Annotated in this window: 17 protein-coding genes; 7 read left to right on the top strand and 10 right to left on the bottom strand. The window is 68.2% G+C overall.

The features are described from left to right. Positions 1-233: 233 nt before the first annotated feature. From GQ57_RS12305 to GQ57_RS12295, 3 genes are all read right to left on the bottom strand, one after another. On the bottom strand, positions 234-632 hold the full coding sequence (locus GQ57_RS12305; RefSeq protein WP_031400187.1) for a winged helix-turn-helix domain-containing protein: 399 nt from the start codon (positions 630-632) through the stop codon (positions 234-236). A 498-nt stretch (positions 633-1130) separates the two neighbouring features. Beyond that, positions 1131-3341, bottom strand: coding sequence for a xanthine dehydrogenase family protein molybdopterin-binding subunit (locus GQ57_RS12300; RefSeq protein WP_031400186.1), 2211 nt, complete (start codon positions 3339-3341; stop codon positions 1131-1133). A gap of 2 nt (positions 3342-3343) precedes the next feature. Then, positions 3344-3805, bottom strand: coding sequence for a (2Fe-2S)-binding protein (locus GQ57_RS12295; protein WP_031400185.1), 462 nt, complete (start codon positions 3803-3805; stop codon positions 3344-3346). A gap of 180 nt (positions 3806-3985) precedes the next feature. Between GQ57_RS12295 and GQ57_RS12290 the strand changes: the two genes are divergently transcribed. Next, positions 3986-4909: an AraC family transcriptional regulator gene (locus GQ57_RS12290; protein ID WP_034197993.1), complete on the top strand. Its 924-nt coding sequence runs from the start codon at positions 3986-3988 to the stop codon at positions 4907-4909. A 66-nt stretch (positions 4910-4975) separates the two neighbouring features. On the opposite strand, the gene GQ57_RS12285 is transcribed toward GQ57_RS12290, so the two are convergent. The 5 genes from GQ57_RS12285 to GQ57_RS43690 are packed head-to-tail and all read right to left on the bottom strand — an operon-like array spanning position 4976 to position 11298. Next, complete coding sequence (locus GQ57_RS12285; RefSeq protein ID WP_034197992.1) at positions 4976-7618, bottom strand: glycosyltransferase; 2643 nt, start codon at positions 7616-7618, stop codon at positions 4976-4978. Between the two features lie 26 nt (positions 7619-7644). Next, on the bottom strand, positions 7645-9048 hold the full coding sequence (locus GQ57_RS12280; protein ID WP_034197991.1) for a UDP-glucose dehydrogenase family protein: 1404 nt from the start codon (positions 9046-9048) through the stop codon (positions 7645-7647). A 39-nt stretch (positions 9049-9087) separates the two neighbouring features. Then, positions 9088-10077, bottom strand: a complete 990-nt coding sequence (gene galE / locus GQ57_RS12275; RefSeq protein WP_034197990.1) for a UDP-glucose 4-epimerase GalE — start codon at positions 10075-10077, stop codon at positions 9088-9090. Next, complete coding sequence (locus GQ57_RS12270; protein WP_034197989.1) at positions 10074-11081, bottom strand: UDP-glucuronic acid decarboxylase family protein; 1008 nt, start codon at positions 11079-11081, stop codon at positions 10074-10076. Before GQ57_RS12270 ends, galE begins: the two co-directional genes overlap by 4 nt. Beyond that, a complete protein-coding gene (locus tag GQ57_RS43690; protein WP_235215053.1) occupies positions 11074-11298 on the bottom strand; it encodes a hypothetical protein in 225 nt (74 codons plus the stop codon). Before GQ57_RS43690 ends, GQ57_RS12270 begins: the two co-directional genes overlap by 8 nt. 22 nt (positions 11299-11320) lie before the next feature. On the opposite strand from GQ57_RS43690, the gene GQ57_RS43685 reads away from it, so the two are divergent. Next, complete coding sequence (locus GQ57_RS43685) at positions 11321-11653, top strand: hypothetical protein (protein ID WP_235215052.1); 333 nt, start codon at positions 11321-11323, stop codon at positions 11651-11653. Between the two features lie 104 nt (positions 11654-11757). Here the strand turns inward: GQ57_RS43685 and GQ57_RS41585 are convergent, their stop codons facing one another. Then, positions 11758-11943, bottom strand: coding sequence for a hypothetical protein (locus GQ57_RS41585; RefSeq protein WP_152601790.1), 186 nt, complete (start codon positions 11941-11943; stop codon positions 11758-11760). Positions 11944-13172: 1229 nt separating this feature from the next. Here GQ57_RS41585 and GQ57_RS12260 point away from each other — a divergent pair. The 3 genes from GQ57_RS12260 (at position 13173) to GQ57_RS12250 (ending at position 14554) form a co-directional block, all read left to right on the top strand. After that, positions 13173-13496: a hypothetical protein gene (locus tag GQ57_RS12260; protein ID WP_031400179.1), complete on the top strand. Its 324-nt coding sequence runs from the start codon at positions 13173-13175 to the stop codon at positions 13494-13496. 112 nt (positions 13497-13608) lie between these two features. After that, positions 13609-14199 (top strand): hypothetical protein, encoded by a 591-nt coding sequence (locus tag GQ57_RS39235; RefSeq protein ID WP_075122969.1) that lies wholly within the window; start codon positions 13609-13611, stop codon positions 14197-14199. 73 nt (positions 14200-14272) lie between these two features. Then, positions 14273-14554: a hypothetical protein gene (locus GQ57_RS12250; RefSeq protein ID WP_031400177.1), complete on the top strand. Its 282-nt coding sequence runs from the start codon at positions 14273-14275 to the stop codon at positions 14552-14554. Positions 14555-14660: 106 nt separating this feature from the next. Here the strand turns inward: GQ57_RS12250 and GQ57_RS43680 are convergent, their stop codons facing one another. Beyond that, complete coding sequence (locus GQ57_RS43680) at positions 14661-14864, bottom strand: hypothetical protein (RefSeq protein WP_160257520.1); 204 nt, start codon at positions 14862-14864, stop codon at positions 14661-14663. Between GQ57_RS43680 and GQ57_RS43045 the strand changes: the two genes are divergently transcribed. Continuing rightward, the gene (locus GQ57_RS43045; RefSeq protein ID WP_160257519.1) at positions 14851-16410 is read left to right on the top strand and encodes a chemotaxis protein CheA; all 1560 of its coding nucleotides are present in this window, start codon (positions 14851-14853) and stop codon (positions 16408-16410) included. The two genes, GQ57_RS43680 and GQ57_RS43045, sit on opposite strands and share 14 nt — an antisense overlap. A 158-nt stretch (positions 16411-16568) precedes the next feature. After that, the gene (locus GQ57_RS12240; RefSeq protein ID WP_031400175.1) at positions 16569-17153 is read left to right on the top strand and encodes a hypothetical protein; all 585 of its coding nucleotides are present in this window, start codon (positions 16569-16571) and stop codon (positions 17151-17153) included. The last annotated feature ends 85 nt before the right edge of the window (positions 17154-17238 follow it).

Below are 17238 nucleotides of genomic sequence, written 5' to 3'. Positions count from 1 at the left end.
CCTGGCGGCGGCGTGCGCCGGGACTACGAAGCGGGGCGGAAGGGCGGGCGCGGCAGCGGGCGGCCAAATGCGACCGCCGCCCGGAGGCGGCGGTCGGGGCGCGACTGGCTGGCGGGTCGGACGGAGTGCAGGCCGGATCCGGCTGGCAGGCCGCGAACTGCTGCGGATTCGCGCAGCAGCGTGGGGGGGAGCGTTGCCGCCGCGCCGCGAACGCGCGGCGCGCGGTTCAGCCGTCACGCGTAGTCGGCCGCCATCGCGGCTTGCGGCGCGGCGCGCATGACCGGCGCGGCTTCGTGGCGCTCGACGTGCGTCATCGCCGCACCGAACAGCACGAGACGATAGCCGACCGCGTAGATCGGGATGATCCGCAGGTTCTTGTCGTGATCGAGCTGCAGCTTCGAACGGATACGCGAAATATGGGTGTCGAGCGTGCGCGACGACACGCCGAGTTCACGGCCCCACACGGCTTCCTGGATCGCCTGCCGCGGCACGATCTTGTTCATGTTGTCGAGCAGGAATTCGACGACGTCGAATTCGCGCGGCGTGACTTCGACGACTTTGTTGTCGATTTCGATCGTGCGTCGCACGAAGTTGATTTTTATATTGTCGATGTAAAGGTATTTGCAATCCATGGTGGCCCTCGCATGTCCGTAAAGGAGTGTTTGCGAGTCATGTGCAGCAACTTTCGGGCCAGGGGGGGAATCGCCAGGTCGCGACGCCGGGCGACACGGCGCGACACGGGCACGGGCGGTGCTGCGGCCTTGTATTTAAACGAATCTTCAACGGGCGGCGCGGGACGAAAACTGAAGGGGTCGGAACATCATTGAAGGATTGTTACGTAGCATCCGGCCGGCGACGTTACGGGCGTTACGTCCGGCGTAACGTGCGGGGGAGGCGCGCCGTGACGCGGCTAACAGGCGCGTGGCGCGGCGGGCGGATTCAACCCGGCGTCGAGAATCCCGCATGAAGCCCGAAGGCCGGCATGCGACGCCCGCCGGGATAGAGGCGGGCGCCGCATCGGGTGATTCGGCGGATATCGTCGCGTGCAACACGACGCGACGCCGGGCCTTTCCCGCCGTATCGGGAAGCGCCGGCCGCGGGACGTCCCCGTTCCGCGGCCGGCGAGCCCGTCAGGCCTTCGCGTCGTCCGCCGAATCGAACGGCAGCACGTAATGCCGCTTGCCCGTCGCCGCGAAGATCGCGTTCGCGACCGCCGGCCCGACCGGCGCGACGCCCGGTTCGCCGACCCCGGTCGGCGCTTCGGCCGACGGCACGATATGCACCTCGACCCGCGGCATCTCCGCCATCCGCAGCACGTGGTAGCCGTCGAAGTTGCGCTGCTCGACGCGGCCGTCCTTCAGCGTGATCGCGCTATGCATCGCCGCGCCGAGCCCGAAGCCGATGCCGCCCTCCATCTGGGCGGCGACGATGTCGGGATTGATCGCGATCCCGCAGTCGACCGCGCACACCACGCGTTCGACCTTCACCTTCCCGTCCGCGTCGACCGACACCTCGGCCACCTGCGCCACGTAGCTCTTGAACGCCTCGGCCACCGCGATGCCGCGCCCGCGGCCCTTCGGCAGCGGCGTGGCCGGGTCCCAGCCGGCCTTCTGCGCAGCCAGGTCGAGCACCGCGCGCATGCGCGGCTCCTTCGCGAGCAGGTCGCGGCGGAACGCATACGGATCCTTGCCTGCCGCATGGGCGGCTTCGTCGATGAACGCCTCGACCGCATACGCCGTGTGCGAACTGCCGACCACGCGCCACCACAGCACGGGCACGCCCGTCTTCACGGTCGCGAGTTCGACCGACACGTTCGGCACCGCGTACGGCAGGTTCGCCGCGCCCTCGACCGACGTCGCGTCGATGCCGTTCCTGACCATGAACGCCTCGAACGGCGTGCCCGCGAGGATCGACTGGCCGACGATCCGGTGGCGCCAGCCAACCAGCCGGCCGTCGGCGGTCAGCCCCGCGTCGAGCTTGTGGAAGTACATCGGCCGGTAGAAGCCGCCCTGGATGTCGTCCTCGCGCGTCCACTGCAGCTTGACGGGCCGGCCGTCCGCGCCGAGCGCCTTCGCGATCGACACGGCCTCGACCACGTAGTCCGACCACGCGTTCGCACGCCGGCCGAAGCTGCCGCCCGCATACAGCGTGTGAATCTGCACCTGCTCGGGCTTCAGCCCCGCGATCCGGGCCGCGTTGGCCTGGTCGACCGTCTGGAACTGGTCGCCGGCCCAGATCTCGCAACGGTCGGCCGTCAGCATGACGACGGCGTCGAGCGGCTCCATCGGCGCGTGCGCGAGATACGGAAATTCGTAGGTCGCGCCGATCTTGCGCGCCGCGCCGGCGATCGCCGCATCGGCGTCGCCGTCCCTGCGCGCCGACGCGCCCGGCTGGTCGGCGAGCTGCCGGTATTCGCGCATGATCTCGTCCGAGCCGCGCTTTTCGGCGTGTGTCTCGTCCCATTCGATCTTCAGCGCGTCGCGACCTTGCTTCGCGGCCCAGAAGCCCGTCGCGACGACCGCGACGCCGCCCGGCACCTGGACGACCGACACGACGCCCGGCACGGCTTTGGCGGCCGTCGCGTCGAACGACTGCACCGTCGCGCCGAAGCGCGGCGGGCGCTGCAGCAATGCGACGCGCAGGTCGGGGAAGGTGGCGTCGAGCGTGAAATGCGCGGTGCCGTTCGATTTCGCCGGCGCGTCGACGCGCGGAACCCGGTGCCCGATCAGCCGGAACTCGGCCGGCTGCTTCAGCACGACCCGCTCGGGCACCGGCAGCTTCGACGCATCGGCGACGAGCGTGCCGTACGCGGCCGTCCTGCCGCTTTTCGCGTGGGTGACGACGCCGTCGGCCGTCGTCAGTTCGCCGGCCGGCACCTGCCAGCGGGCCGCCGCGGCCGATACCAGCATCGCGCGGGCCTTGCCGCCCGCTTCGCGCAGTTGCTGCCACGAGTTCGCCATGGCCGAGCTGCCGCCGGTGCCCTGCATCGTGCCGAACGCGAGGTTCGCGTAGCGCTTCGCATCGGCCGGCGCGCTTTCGACGCGCACGCGCGACCAGTCGGCGTCGAGCTCCTCGGCGACGATCGTCGCGATGCCCGTATACGCGCCCTGGCCCAGTTCGACGTGCTTGGCGATGACCGTGACGGCGCCGTCGGGCCTCACGCGCAGGAACGCGTTCGGCGCGAAATCGCCGGCGGGCGCGCTCGCGGCGAGCGCGCGGCGGCCGAGGCCGGCCCATTCGAAGCCGATCGTCAGGCTGACGGCGGCCGTGGCGCCCGCGGCCTTCAGGAACGTGCGGCGCGACGCATGCACCGACCCGGTGTCGTCGAGTTCGATCGTCATGGTCAGGCTCCCAGCGTTGCGGCCGCGTCGTGGATCGCCGCCCGGATCCGGGCGTAGGTCGCACAGCGGCACAGGTTGCCGTTCATCGCGGTATCGATGTCCGCGTCGGTCGGTTTCGGGTTCTGTTCGAGCAGCGCGGTGGCCGACATGATCTGGCCGGACTGGCAGTAGCCGCATTGCGGCACCTGCAGCTTGACCCAGGCGGCCTGCACGGCCTGTGCGGGCCTGCTCCGCAGGCCCTCGATCGTCGTGACGTGCTTGCCCGCGATGCCGGCGAGCGGCAGCACGCACGAGCGGACGGCCTGGCCCTCGAGATGCACGGTGCACGCGCCGCACTGCGCCATGCCGCAGCCGAATTTCGTGCCGGTCAGTCCCGCGTGTTCGCGAATCGCCCAGAGGACGGGCATCGACGGATCGGCGTCGAGCGTGACGTTCTTGCCGTTCAGGACAAACGAGATAGGCATGTTGGTTGTCTCCGTGGGGAATACCCGGCATGCGCCGGGTTAGCGGCAGTGTGCGCGGGCGGCCGGTCTTTGCGTCTACCCAATCCTGCAAATTTCTTGAACAATCCTGCAAATCCCCGCTGCGTCGCGGGCGGGTTCGCTATGCTCCCGCGATATGGGGAAATCAATCGAGGATGTGTCATGGACATGACCGATATCGCGGCATCGCGCGAATCCGGGCGGCGTGAGCTGGCGTCGCTGATCGGCCGTTTCGCGCCGGCGGACGGCTCGCATTCGACGGCCGTGCCGGGCCTGATGCTGCACCGGCACGCCCGGCCGGTCGATCTCGGCTGCGGGGTGTCGCGGGCGGCGCTCGTGATCGCCGCGCAGGGCGCGAAGCGCGTGATCGTGGCCGGGCAAGCCTATGAATACGACACGCACAATTGCCTGATTACCTCGATCGACTTGCCGATCCTGTCGCGCGTGACGCGCGCGTCGCCCGACGCGCCGTACCTGTGCCTGTCGCTGACGCTCGATCCGCAGCGCATCGTCGAGCTGGCGGCCGAAATGCGGCTGCCCGAGCCCGAGGCGGGCCCCGAAGGCGAGGGGATCGCGCTCGCCGAGCTGACGCCGCCGCTGCTCGACGCCGCGCTGCGGCTGCTGCGGCTGCTCGATACGCCGGCCGACATCCCGGTCGTCGCGCCGCTGATCGAGAAGGAACTGCTGTACCGGCTGATGACGAGCGGGCAGGGGACGCGGCTGCGGCACATGGCGATCACGGGCAGCCAGACGCACCGGATCGCGCGCGCGATCGAATGGATCCGCGATCACTTCGCGGAGCCGATGCGCGTCGACTCGCTCGCGCAGGCCGTCAACATGAGCGTGTCGTCGCTGCACCACCATTTCAAGCACGTGACGACGCTCAGCCCGCTGCAGTACCAGAAGCAGCTGCGGCTGCACGAGGCGCGGCGGCTGCTGCTGCGGCAGGGCGGCGACGTCGGGTCGGTGGCCGCCGTGGTCGGCTACGAAAGCGCGTCGCAGTTCAGCCGCGAGTACAGCCGGCTGTTCGGCGCGCCGCCGATGCGCGACGTCGTGCAGTTGCGCAAGCGGGAACTGCTCGGCTGACGGCGCGACGGCGGCGCGTCGTCGCAGCCGCCGCCGCTGTGCCGCGCGCCGAGTGCCGGCCGCCGGTCATTTCGCGACGACCGTCGTCTGCAGGAACGCCGGCGGAATCCGCCAGTCCGGCACATAGTGCGCCGGCCACGCGCCGGGCGTATCGACCGAATTGAAATAGACCACGGCCTTCAGCAGCGGATAGCGCCACAGCGACCGCTGGAGTTCGGCGAGCGCCTCGCGCTTGTGCGCGCTCGACCCGTCGACGCCGAGTTCCGTGACCATGACCGGCAGCCCGTAGTCGGTCACCCGCTCGTACTTGGTCCGCAGGATGCTCGTGGCGGAAGCATGGCTGCTGACCGGCCAGATCGCGCAGCGCGGGCAGTCGAAGACGGACAGGCCGATCTCGTCGACGTATTCGCGGCCCGGGAAATAGTCGTCGAGATTCCGGTTGCCGGCCGGCGACCACACGAAGCGGATCCGGTCGGTCATCGCGCGGCACGCGGTCACTACGCGCCGGTAGGCGTTGACGTAGGCCGGCGCGTCGCCGACGGCCCACGGATAGCGTCCCGTGTCGGCCTCCATCTCGTGGCCCCAGCGTACGAATACGGAGCCCTTCAGGGCGGCGAGCGCCGAGCAGGTGTCGGCGATCCGCGTGTCGTAGCGGCCGTGCGCGATATCCTCGAGCAGCGCGCCCGGCCGCGTGCCGCTGGCCGCCCACGGCTCGACGGTCACGATCAGCGAACGGTTGCGCGCCTGCGCGCTCCGGTAGGCATCGTCGATTTCCACCTGGATGTCGGGCGCGTTCCATGACACGAACACATGATCGAACGCGAGGCCCTGGTCGGCCGCGAGGGTATTGTCGGGATCGTACGCGCCGAGCTCGGGCTGCTTCACCGGTTCGCCCGGCGCGGGGGCGGCCACGGCCGGCAATCCCGAGCGCCACATCATCGCCTGCCAGCCCCTCGGCGCGCGCAGCCCGATGCCCGACAACAGCATCGCGAGCGCGATCGCGAACAGCGCGTTGCGCACGGGCAGGCGGCTGAAGAACATCTGCCGGAACGCCGACGCATCGAGCCCCTGCTCGCGGCCGTGGTTCACGGTGACGACGGCCGCGATCAGGAGATACAGGATGCTCGTCAGCGTCGAGAACAGATAGAAGCCGGCGGCGTTGCGCGGGTTCTCCACCGTGACGACGGGCAGGCTGCAGAACAGCGAGATCAGCAGGTACGGCGCGACGACGCGCAGCGGCGCGTCCGTTTCGATCGCGCCGCCCTTCGGCGTGACCTTGAACGGAAATTCCTTGCCGCGCGCGCAGTCGAACAGCGCCGACGCGCAGCCGAGCACGACCCACGGCCAGCGCGCGAACACGAACGACAGCCCTTCCCAGGACAGCAGTTTCGTATTCAGCGGGCGGCACGACTGCGTCGTATGCGTGGCCCAGCTCACGACGCACAGGAGCAGCGCGGTGAGCGGCAGCGCGTAGGCGAGGTAGGTCAGGTAGTCGACGTGCGCCCAGACGCGGCCGGTGAACAGCGCGACGACCGGAATCACGACGCCGCCCGCCATCGCGAGCGCGCAAAGCGGGTACCACATCTGGCAGAACAGGAACTGCGCCTTCAGCTTCAGCGGCAGCCCCGTGAAATAGCGGCGCGTGTAGCGCAGCATGATGATCATCACGCTCTTGGACCACTGGAATTCCTGCGTGGCCAGATCGGCGAACGTGCGCGGCCCTTCGCCGTTCGCGATCGCGTTCAGCGCGTGCATGCCGCGCCAGCCGCGCGCATTGAAGATCATCGTGGTCGAGTGATCCTCGGCGAGCTCGGGCCCGAGCCCGCCGATCTCGCGCAGCGCGCGGCAGCGCACCGCATAGTGCGAGCCGATGCACAGCGGCGCGAGGCCGCCCGCATAGCCGGCCTGCATCGTGCCGTGCAGCGGCCCCTCGACGTTGACGCGCCCGCGTGCGCTCCAGCTCGACGCCGCGTTGCTGTCGCAGATGCTCGGCGCCGACACGTAGCCGACTTCCGGATCGACGAACGGCCGCAGCATCTCCTCGAGATAGGTGCGGGTCGGCACGTGGTCCGCGTCGAGCTGCGACACGAAATCGTAGTTGTCGTAGCCGTAGGTGTCGTAGAAGTACGCGAGGTTGCCTTCCTTGCAGCGGGTCCGGCGCGGCCAGCTGGCGCGGTGGTACGCGGCGACCCCGCGCCGTGTCGACACGAATACGCCGTGTTCGCGGCACCAGTCGAGCGTTTCGGGCGACGGGTCCTCGTCGGCGAGCCACGTATCGTGCGGGTAGGTCTGGTCGAGCATCGCGAGCAGCGTCGTGCGGACGATCCCGAACGGCTCGGACGGCGCCTTGGTGACGACCATCGCGACGCGCCAGTCGCGCGGCACCGGCAGCGCGGGGTTCGGCACGACCGCCGAGCGGATGATGCAGATGAAGTAGCCGGGAATGAAGGTGGTCCAGAACAGCACGAAGCAGTTGACGCCGAAGCGGAACGCGTCGACGTAGTGCTCGTCGCGCAGCCACCAGCGCCAGAAGACGGCGAGCGCGGCGAACCAGCACAGCGCGAGGACATGGAATACGACGCTGCTGCCGTTGTCCATCAGCGGGACGACGAGCGGGACGTCCGCATGCAGCGATCCGGTGCGATCGGCCTGCGTGTCGGCGGTGTCCGGCGCAGGGCCGCCGGCCAGCGACGCAACCAGCTTCTTCATGGTGTTCTCCCGTGGAGGTAGGACCATCATTCCTGAAGCAGGCCGCGCGGCGGCCGGGGATCCTCGCTTGCGTGCCGCGGTTCCGGCGCCGGGTCCGCCGGCGCGCGCTCGCCGCACGAGCAGCCCACGCGTTCGTAGCGGCGAAAGCCGCTGTCGACGGCCAGGCGTTCGCTGAACAGGTTGCGCATGTCGAGCATCACCGGATCGGCCATGTGATCCGCGAGGTCGGCGAGATCGAGCGCCTCGAACGCCTTCCATTCGGTCATCACGACGACGGCGTCCGCGCTGCGCACCGCGTCGATCGCGGAGCCTTCCATGAACACCTGCGGCAGCAGCCGCGACGCTTCGTGCGGCCGGGCCGGGTCGTATGCGCGGATGTGCGCGCCCGCGCCGACGAGCAGCTGGATCACGTCGATGCTCGGGCTTTCGCGCACGTCGTCCGTCTGGCCCTTGAAGGTGAGGCCGAGCACGGCGATGCGCTTGCCCCTGATCGTGCCGCCGCAGGCTTTTTCGATGCGGTGCAGGATCTGCTCCTTGCGCAGCGCGTTCGCTTCGATCGCCGCGCTGACGATGCGCAGCGGCACCGCGTACTCGGAGGCGGTCGCCTTCAGCGCGCGCGTGTCCTTCGGGAAGCACGAGCCGCCCCAGCCGGGGCCGGCCTTCAGGAACGACGCGCCGATGCGCCGGTCGAGGCCCATGCCGTTCGCGACCAGCTCGACGTCGGCGCCGACCGCTTCGCACAGATCCGAGATCTCGTTGATGTAGCTGATCTTCACCGCGAGGAACGCATTCGCCGCGTATTTCACGAGCTCCGCCGTCTCGATCCCGGTGGCGAACACGAGATGGCCCATGGCTTCGAGCGGTGCGTAGATGGCCTGCATGATCTCGACCGCGCGCGGATGCTCGGCGCCGAACACCACGCGGTCCGGATGCATGAAATCGTCGATCGCCGACCCTTCGCGCAGGAACTCCGGATTCGACGCGATCGCCGGGGCGACGCCGTCCGGCGCGCAGCGCTCGACGATCTGCTGGACGATCCGGTTGGTGCCGACCGGCACCGTCGACTTCGTGACGACGACCGCGAACCCGGTCAGGTTCGACGCGATCTCCCGGGCGGCCGCCTCGACGTACTGCAGGTCCGCGCGATCGGTGCCCGGCAGCGTCGGCGTGCCGACCGCGATGAACACCGCGTCGCGGTCCCGCACGCTCGCCGCCAGATCGCTGCTGAAGCGCAGCGTGCCGCGTTCGACGGTGCGCGCGACGACGGCGTCGAGGCCCGGTTCGTAGATCGGCATGCGCCCTTCGTTGAGCGCGTCGATCTTGCCGCGATTGTTGTCGATGCAGACGACGTCATGCCCGAGATCCGCGAAGCACGCGCCGCTTACGAGCCCGACGTAGCCTGTGCCAACGATGGCGATCCGCACATTCATGGTGGTTCCCCTGACGGGCGTTCCGTGAAGCGTGCCCGGTTATTTTCCCGATTCGACCTGCAACGCCTTTTGAAACCACGCCGCGGCGTGTTCGACCATGTGCTCGATCGTGGTGAACCGCGGCCGCCAGCCGAGCACGAGCGCGGCCTTGGTCGCGTCGGCGTACAGCTCGGGCGGGTCGCCCGGGCGGCGCGCGACCTTCACCGTCGGCACGCCGCGCCCGGTCACGGCTTCCACGGCGCGCAGCGCGTCGAGCACCGAGGTCCCCCGGCCGGTGCCGAGATTCAGCGCGACGCTGTGGCCGCCGCCGCACAGATAGGCGGTCGCCTTCAGGTGCGCGTCGGCGAGGTCGCTCACGTGCACGTAGTCGCGAATCGCCGAACCGTCGGGCGTCGGGTAGTCGGTGCCCATCACCTGGAACGCGTTGCCTGTGCCGAGTGCCGCGCGGATCGCGAGCGGCAGCGCGTGCGTTTCCGGTTCGTGGCACTCGCCGATCTCGCCGTCGGGGTCCGCGCCCGCCGCGTTGAAGTAGCGCAGCGCGACCCACTTCAGCCCGTACGCGCGCTCGAAATCGGCGGCCATCCGCTCCATCGCGTACTTGGTGAAGCCGTACGGATTGATCGGCATCTGCGGCGTGCGCTCCGAGATCGGCAGCCGGTCGGGGATGCCGTACGTCGCGCACGACGACGACATCACGATCCTGCCGATGCCGGCCGCGTGCATCGCGTTCAGCAGCGTGCAGGTGCCCGTGACGTTGACCGTGTAATAGCGCTCGGGCGCCAGCACCGATTCGCCGACGTAGGCGAGCGCGGCGAAATGGATCACGACGTCGGGCCGGTACGTCGCGAACGCCTTCGATAGTGCGTCGCGATCGAGAATGTCGGCCGCGACGAGCGGCCCCCAGCGCACCGCGTCGCGATGGCCCGTCGACAGGTTGTCGTAGGCGACCGGCTCGTGTCCCGCCGCCGCGAGCGCCTTGCAGGTGTGGCTGCCGATATAGCCGGCGCCGCCCGTCACGAGCACTTTCATGCCGCTGCCCCGGTCACGTGCCGCACCGGTTCGAGCCACAGTTCGCGGCTGAAATAGTCGACGGTGCGGCGCAGGCCTTCGCCGAGATCGACGCTCGGCCGCCAGCCCAGCTCGGTCGCGGCGATCGAGATGTCGGGCCTGCGCTGGTGCGGGTCGTCGATCGGCAGCGGCCGGAAGACGATCTCCGAGGTCGAGCCCGTCATCGCGAGCACTTTCTCCGCGAGCTCGAGCATCGTGAATTCGCCGGGGTTGCCGAGGTTGACCGGCGTGCCGATGTTGCGCTCGGCGCTCATCAGGCAGAAGAAGCCGTCGATCAGGTCGCTGGCGAAGCAGAACGAGCGCGTCTGCCGGCCGTCGCCGTAGATCTCGAGCGGCGCGCCGTTGAGCGCGCCGACGATGAAGTTGGACACGACGCGGCCGTCGCGCGGCGACATCCGCGGCCCGTAGGTATTGAAGATGCGTGCGACGCGCACATCGATCCCGTGCGTGCGGTAGTAGTCGTAGCACAGCGCCTCGGCCGCGCGCTTGCCTTCGTCGTAGCACGCGCGCGGGCCGATCGTGTTCACGTTGCCGCGATAGGTTTCCGTCTGCGGGTGCACGCCGGGGTCGCCGTAGATCTCGCTGGTCGACGCCTGGAACACGCGCGCGCCCGTCTTGCGCGCAAGCGCGAGGCAGTGGTTCATGCCTAGCACGTTCGTCATCATCGTGTGGACGGGATCGATCTGGTAGGTGGGCGGCGACGCCGCGCACGCGAGATTCCAGATCTCGTCCACCTGCAGGTGCGGCAGCCCGAGCGACACGTCGCCCTTCACGAACTCGAAGCGGCCGGATGCCTTCAGGTCGGCGACGTTGAGCTTGCGCCCCGTCAGCAGGCTGTCGATGCACGTGACGGACGCGCCTTCCATCACCAGGCGTTCGCACACGTAGCTGCCGAGAAAGCCGGCGCCGCCCGTCACGAGGACGCGCTGACCGGCGCGCGTTTCGAGCGCGACCCTGTCATTCATGGCTTTCCCCTTCGTCGTTCAGCGCCGGGAGCCCGGCGTCGATCTGCTCGACGGCCGCGCGCACGCGCTCCATTCCGCTGCACGGGCAGCGTTTCGGCAGGCGCCGGTTCGCATGTGCCGAAGTCGACGAGGCGCCGCGACAGGCGCTCCGGTTGCGTTGACAGCCCCGTTGCTGCTTGAACGACGCAAGCGTCGATCGATCAGAGGTGATCTTCATCGCCGTATCCCCGAGATGCCGATTGACGAGCGGGCCGTCGCCCGTATTTTTTTGCCGTGGCGCGCCGCTCGATGAGCGGTGCATCAGGCAATCGGCATGCCAGCGGCGGCGCAGCGCCGTTGTGCGCGCGCACCATCGCGCGATCGCCGCGCGCCGCGCGGGCTTCTGTTTCACGCATGAATCGTGGGGACAGGAAAGCGACGCGCCCGATTGCCCGGGCGCGCCGATTCGATCCGATCAAACGCGCGATGAATCAGGCTTTTACGGGATGAACCTCGTCATGAAATACATGAGGCGGACATGTTTCAACGATGAGAAATTCGTCAATAAAGGATTGAAAATGTTGCCTGCGTGAATCGTGTGTCGCGCGATTTCTCGTGTGAAAGCCGGGGTCAATGAAAGTGAAAAATTGATGTGAACGACCGTGGCTGGATGATGCGTTTTCATTTGTTTTGATTGTTACGCGCGTAATCCGGATTTCTTCTTTTTAGCCGGTTTCGCTGTTCGATCGACATCTGATCGCGTCGGCATTTTCACGAATGAATCAAAATCGTTTGGGCCGTCGATGCGAACGCGTGCCGGTGGCGTATCGGCGGCGGTCGCGCCCGGTTCGCGCGGCCCGGCGGCGAGCGAATCGATTCTCATTCGTCGTGGCGGGACGGCGGGCCGCTTGCGCGGCGACCCGCGGTTCGCGGGCGGCCGGGCGCGCGCCGCCCGGCCTGCGAGACGGCGTCCATCTCAAGTTTGAAACACGCGTTCACGTGGCCGCCCGCGGCGTGCCCGCGCACCGGATTCGTCCGTCTAATCCGGCGCTTGCATTGCGGCGTGCGTGGATCGCAGCGGGCGTCGAAGCGTGAATGCGATACATTCCTGAAACAAAAAATGCCGTTCCCGACGGCGGGTGCCGGTGTAGCGGCCGTTTGCCGCGCGCAATCGGCGGTGGAATAACGCGTGGCACGCTGCTTGCGGTACTGGACGCACCGGCGAGCGGTCGACACGGCGTAACGAACAAGTGGACGACCAACTCGTCAATAAGCAGTCGGGGAAACGGCGATGAAGACTATAAGCAGTAGCTTGATCGGCGCATATTTTGCGCCCCCGTGGGGTAGTCGGAAACATCGGGGTATTGCTCGCGACGCGGTGCCTGCTTCGCGGGTCGCTCCGTACCGGTTTCTTGCCCGCCGCGCGCTTCGCGTGCTGGCGCGGCTGCCGCGCCTTGCGACAGGCGGGCGACAGCGGTACTCGCATTCATTCAGCTCACCCGGACGGATCGGGCTGTTCGTGCCAGACAGCCTGATGCCGCTTCCCCTTCGTCCGTACCGGACCGTCTCGGTCGCGCCCGGCCAATACCGGCGCCGGCCGGACTAGATCGATCTCCAGTCGGCCGGATCATCCGGAAGACCTTTCGTCGACAGCTCAGGGAGAAAACATGCCACCTGGCTGCAATGCGGGGCCGTCGCCGCGCCGATAAAGGGCGCATTTTGAGCGGCGCTGCATTTTGCGGTGGTCGATGTATTCGCGCATTTCGATTCCGGAACGGGAGGCCGTATATCGGCATGCCGTCCGGCGGGGTATCGGGTGTCGCGATCCGGATGGATGGGGGAATCTTTCCGGCTTGAATGCAAATAGTGTTTTCTGTTAAAGACCTAATCGTCTTAAAAATAATAGAAAACACTTACTAGAAAAATTTGGATTACTTAAAAATGCGAGCCTAAACTTCGGCTGGTCAAAATAACAAAAGAATGCAATTGAAATGGATGCAGGTTTCTTGTAATTGGATAGTGATCCTTATTTTTGAGGATTGCTCAAATCGGGAAGGTTGATGGCGTGCGATCTTCCTGATTCATTCTGTCCACGCCGTTATGGAGTCGACCATGAAGAAGCTTCTGATTGCAGCAGCAGTTCTGGCGGTTTCGGGTGCAGCGTTCGCAGGTAGCGGCACGGTGTCGAGCAGCAGTGCGTCGAGCGGCGGTTCGACGGCAGCTGGCGTTGTCGGGTTCGGCACGTTCGCCGCAACCGATTCGGGCGCGGCACTCGGCGCCGCAGGCGCAGTTGCCGGCGGTCCGGGGAGCGGCTCGATCTCGTACACGAGCCACACCCAATCGTCGTCGGTTGGCGGCTTCGGCTTCGGTGGCGCGCAAGCAGGCGGCACCAGCGGCGCGAATGCCGGCTCGATCGGCTGGACGACGCACCACTAAGCCGCGACGCGTAGCGTTCGTCATTGGCTGGCGGTACGGATGCCGGGTGTCGCCCGATGGGGGGCAAGCCCGGCTCCGCCACCGCCGAACTTCCTCACAGCAAGGAATTGCTATGAAAGCCAAAGTCATATTAGCGACAGCGCTTACCGTCTTATCGTCGGTTGCAATGGCAGCAGGTTCGTCCACGACCAACCAGACGCAATCCGTTGCGGCTGGTGTATCCGGGTCGGTGCTGGTCGGTTCCGGCAGCTATACCAGCAACTCGACGTCGACGGCAGGTGCAAGCGCAGGCAGTACCGTGACACCCGCTGGTTCCGCCGGCACGGCATCCGCTTATCACGACTCGACCTCGACGGCCAGCGGTTCAGGCACGAACGGGGGCGCATTCGCGGCAGGCGGCGGTATCGGTGCCGCAGGCTCGTACGGTGGAAACAGCAGCACGAGCGAAAACGCGAACGCGTTGTCGGGAGGAGTGAGCGCCACGATCGTACTCGGCGCGAACAAGTACACGGCCACCAGCGCGAACGACCAGGGTAATGCCAACGCGGGCGCCGCCGGGGTAACCGGTAGCGGTGGGTCTGGTTCGATCGCAGGCGCGGATCACACCAACTCGTCGACCGTGTGGAGTACCGGTTCGGCCGGCTCGCCGTCCGCATCGGGCGGAAGCCAGGCCAGTTCGAGTGCGACCGGCAGCAGTCATTAGTCAGGTGTGGGGGGACCAGTTTCCCTGCGACGCTGGTCTCTTTTCCCACATTGTTGTCACGTAAGGAGTTGGCATGAAGCAGAAACTGATTGCCGCCGCTCTGATGCTCGCGTCTCTGACGGCGTATGGCGTCGACCGTATTGCCGACGACGTGCAATCGAATTTGCAGACGTCAAACAGCCCTGACCAGACAACCAAACCGTCAGAACAACAAACGCTTTCTTCGGGCAGTGCCATCGGTGAACCGAACGCCCAGCAGTGGCAGGGCATGTCGGCGGCCTCGTGGTCTCAGCTGGGCAACGGCTGGAAGCAGTTCGGGGAAGCACGCAAAGCTGAAGGGATTCAGGGGAATTAATACGGTTGCCTGGGTGGGAGGTCAAACCTCGTCCGGAGAGTGAAATGAACAGCAACAGGATCAAGGTGGCATGTGCGGCGATGTTCGCGATGACCACGATCGGGGCTCAAGCGCAAACCGCCGATTCGACTTCGAATGCGCAGTCATCGACGTCGTCGACGGCGGTCAGCCAGGGCGGCGGTTCGAGCATGAGCTCGAACACGAACACGAACACCACGAGTTCGCGCGGCGGCAACGCCAACAGCTCCAGCGGGGTGCGCAGCAGCGGGAATTCGAGCGTGAACGTGAACGTGACGGTGCCTTCCAGCACGAGCGGCGGCTCGAACCTGACGCCACAGAGCGCGAGTTCGCTGCAGTCGGCCGGCGCGCCCGGCACCAGCGCATACAACACCCAGTCGGCGGAAAACGTCAACTATTCGGGCACCCAAACGATCAAGACGAACCCCGCGATCCAGGCGCCGGGCCTCACGACCACGCTGTCCGACACCTGCATGGGATCGGTGAGCGTCGGCGTGTCGTTCCCGGGGTTCGGCGCGACGGGCGGCACGACGCTGGTCGATCAGGCCTGCGTGCGTCGTCTCGATGCGCGTGAATTCCGTGCGATGGGCCTGACCGACGTCGCGCTGGCGCTGCTTTGCCAGAGCGACGCGAACCGGCGCGCGGTGGAAGCGACCGGGCATCTGTGCCCGGGCACGACCGCGCCGCTCGCCCGTTCGAACGTGGCGCCGAGCGCGGACGCGACGGTTGCGGACGATCTGAAGTACCGCGATCCGATCGTGCGCGACCGCATGGGATTGCCGCCGCTCGGTTCCGCCGCGCCGGCGCCCGCGCAGACCCGCCCGGTGGCGACGACCGCAGTGCAGGCGGCACCCGTGTCGGTGCCGGTGCCGGTACCTGTGCCGTCGATGGCGCCGGTTGCCGTGGCCCCGGCAGCGGCAGCGCCGGCTGTCGCCGCAGCCGCGCCGGCAGTCGCGGCGCCCGCGGTTGCCGCCGCAGCGCCGGCAGTGGCCGCAGCCGCACCGGCGGTGGCCGCGCCCACAGTGGCCGCCGCAGCGCCGGCCGCAGCCGCACCGGCCGTGGCAGCACCGGCAGTGGCTGCCGCAGCGCCTGCGGTTGCCGCACCCGCGCCCGCCGTGGCCGCAGCCGCACCGGCGGTCGCCGCTGCGCCCGCGGTGGTCGCCGCGCCTGCGGCTTCGGTCGCGCCGGAGGCCGCGATGGCCGCCGTGCCGGCTGCCGCCGTGATCGCCGCTCCGGTTGTCGCCGACAAGGCGTCGCAAGCGCCTGCCGCACCGGTCGCCGACACGAAGGCATCCGAGCCCGTGCAGCCTGTTGCCGACCAGACGCCCGCACCCGCGCCGGCGGTTGCCGATCAGGCGCCGCAACCCGCGCCGGCTGTCGTCGATGCGGGACCCGCGCCCGTTCAGCCCGTTGCCGACAAGGCGCCGGAACCGATGCCGGCCGCGTCCGACAACGCAGCGCAGGCCGCTGCCGCGCCGGCTGCCGACATGGCTCCGGCCGCGGCTGCCGTCGACGCGGCGCCTGCCGCCGACGCGAAGGCCGCGATGCCCGAACCGGCGGCCGATGCGAAGGCTGTCGAGCCGGCTCCGGTCGCCGCCGAAGCGCCCGCGCCGGAAGCCGTGCCGCCTGCCGCAGCCGCGGCGCCGGCCGACATGCCGGCCGATATGCCGGCGGCCGACGCGAAGGTGCCGGACGAGCCCGCGGCGCAGCCCGCCGAGATGCCGGCGCTGTCCGATCCGGCGCAGGGACTGCCGGCGGCCCCGGTCGACCAGCAAGCCGCTCCGGCTGCCCCGGTCGCACCGGCTCCGGCCGTCATGTCGACGAGCACGTCGTCGTAAGCACGCGGGTCGGTGCTCCCCCGTGCGGCCGCATGCCGGCCGCACGGGAGCCGCCCGAACCCGCTGCCCGACGGTCGTTTCCTGTTTGACGGGTGTTGGTCCCATCCCCGAGGTCAACACCTCTTTTTGCCTGACGAGGATGCAAGGAGGCCTCAATCATGAGGATCTTTTTGGTCGCTCTGCTGCTGTACAGCGCACAAGCCGCTGCGCAGGCGGTGTTTCAGAACCCTGCGGTGTTCGTCATCCTGGGCGAGCAGACCGCCGCGACGGCCGCGAGCCTCGACCAGGCGCTGACGACGCTCGGTCGTGCGGACAACACGGCATGTGCGCCGATGGTGATGATCGGCGATCCGCAGATGATCTACATGATGCCGGAGGAGGGCCACGCGCCATCGTGGCGATCGCCGGTGTACGGCCGCGGCGTGCCGTTCGAGGCGCAGAACGGGCCGGCGCCGACCGGCAAGACGATCGGCGCGATGCAGCATGCCGAGGACATGCAGTCGATGCCCTGGAGCGACGGCAGCGCGATCACGCAGAAGATCGCCGGCGAATCCAGCCTGACGGCGGCGGATCGGGTGAGCGGGTGGCAGCACAACGAGCTCAACACGATCGAGACCGCCCGCGCGGCGGAAGTGACGGTGAACGGCAAGACCTACCGGGCCTTTCGCGACGAGCTCGACCGATCCGCGAAGCCGGTCGTCGAGCCGCAGATCTACACGCAGCGCGTCGTTTTCTGCCGATAGCGGGACGTCGGTCCGGGGACGGCCCGGCGCCGCGCCGCGGGACCGCGAAGCCCCGCGATGCGCGATCCGGCCACGGCCGTTTCGA

It is taken from the genome of Burkholderia sp. MSh2, from assembly GCF_000731655.1.
Classification (GTDB): Bacteria; Pseudomonadota; Gammaproteobacteria; order Burkholderiales; family Burkholderiaceae; genus Burkholderia; species Burkholderia paludis.
Note: the sequence above shows the minus strand (reverse complement) of the source record. Positions and strands in the feature narration are given on the sequence as shown.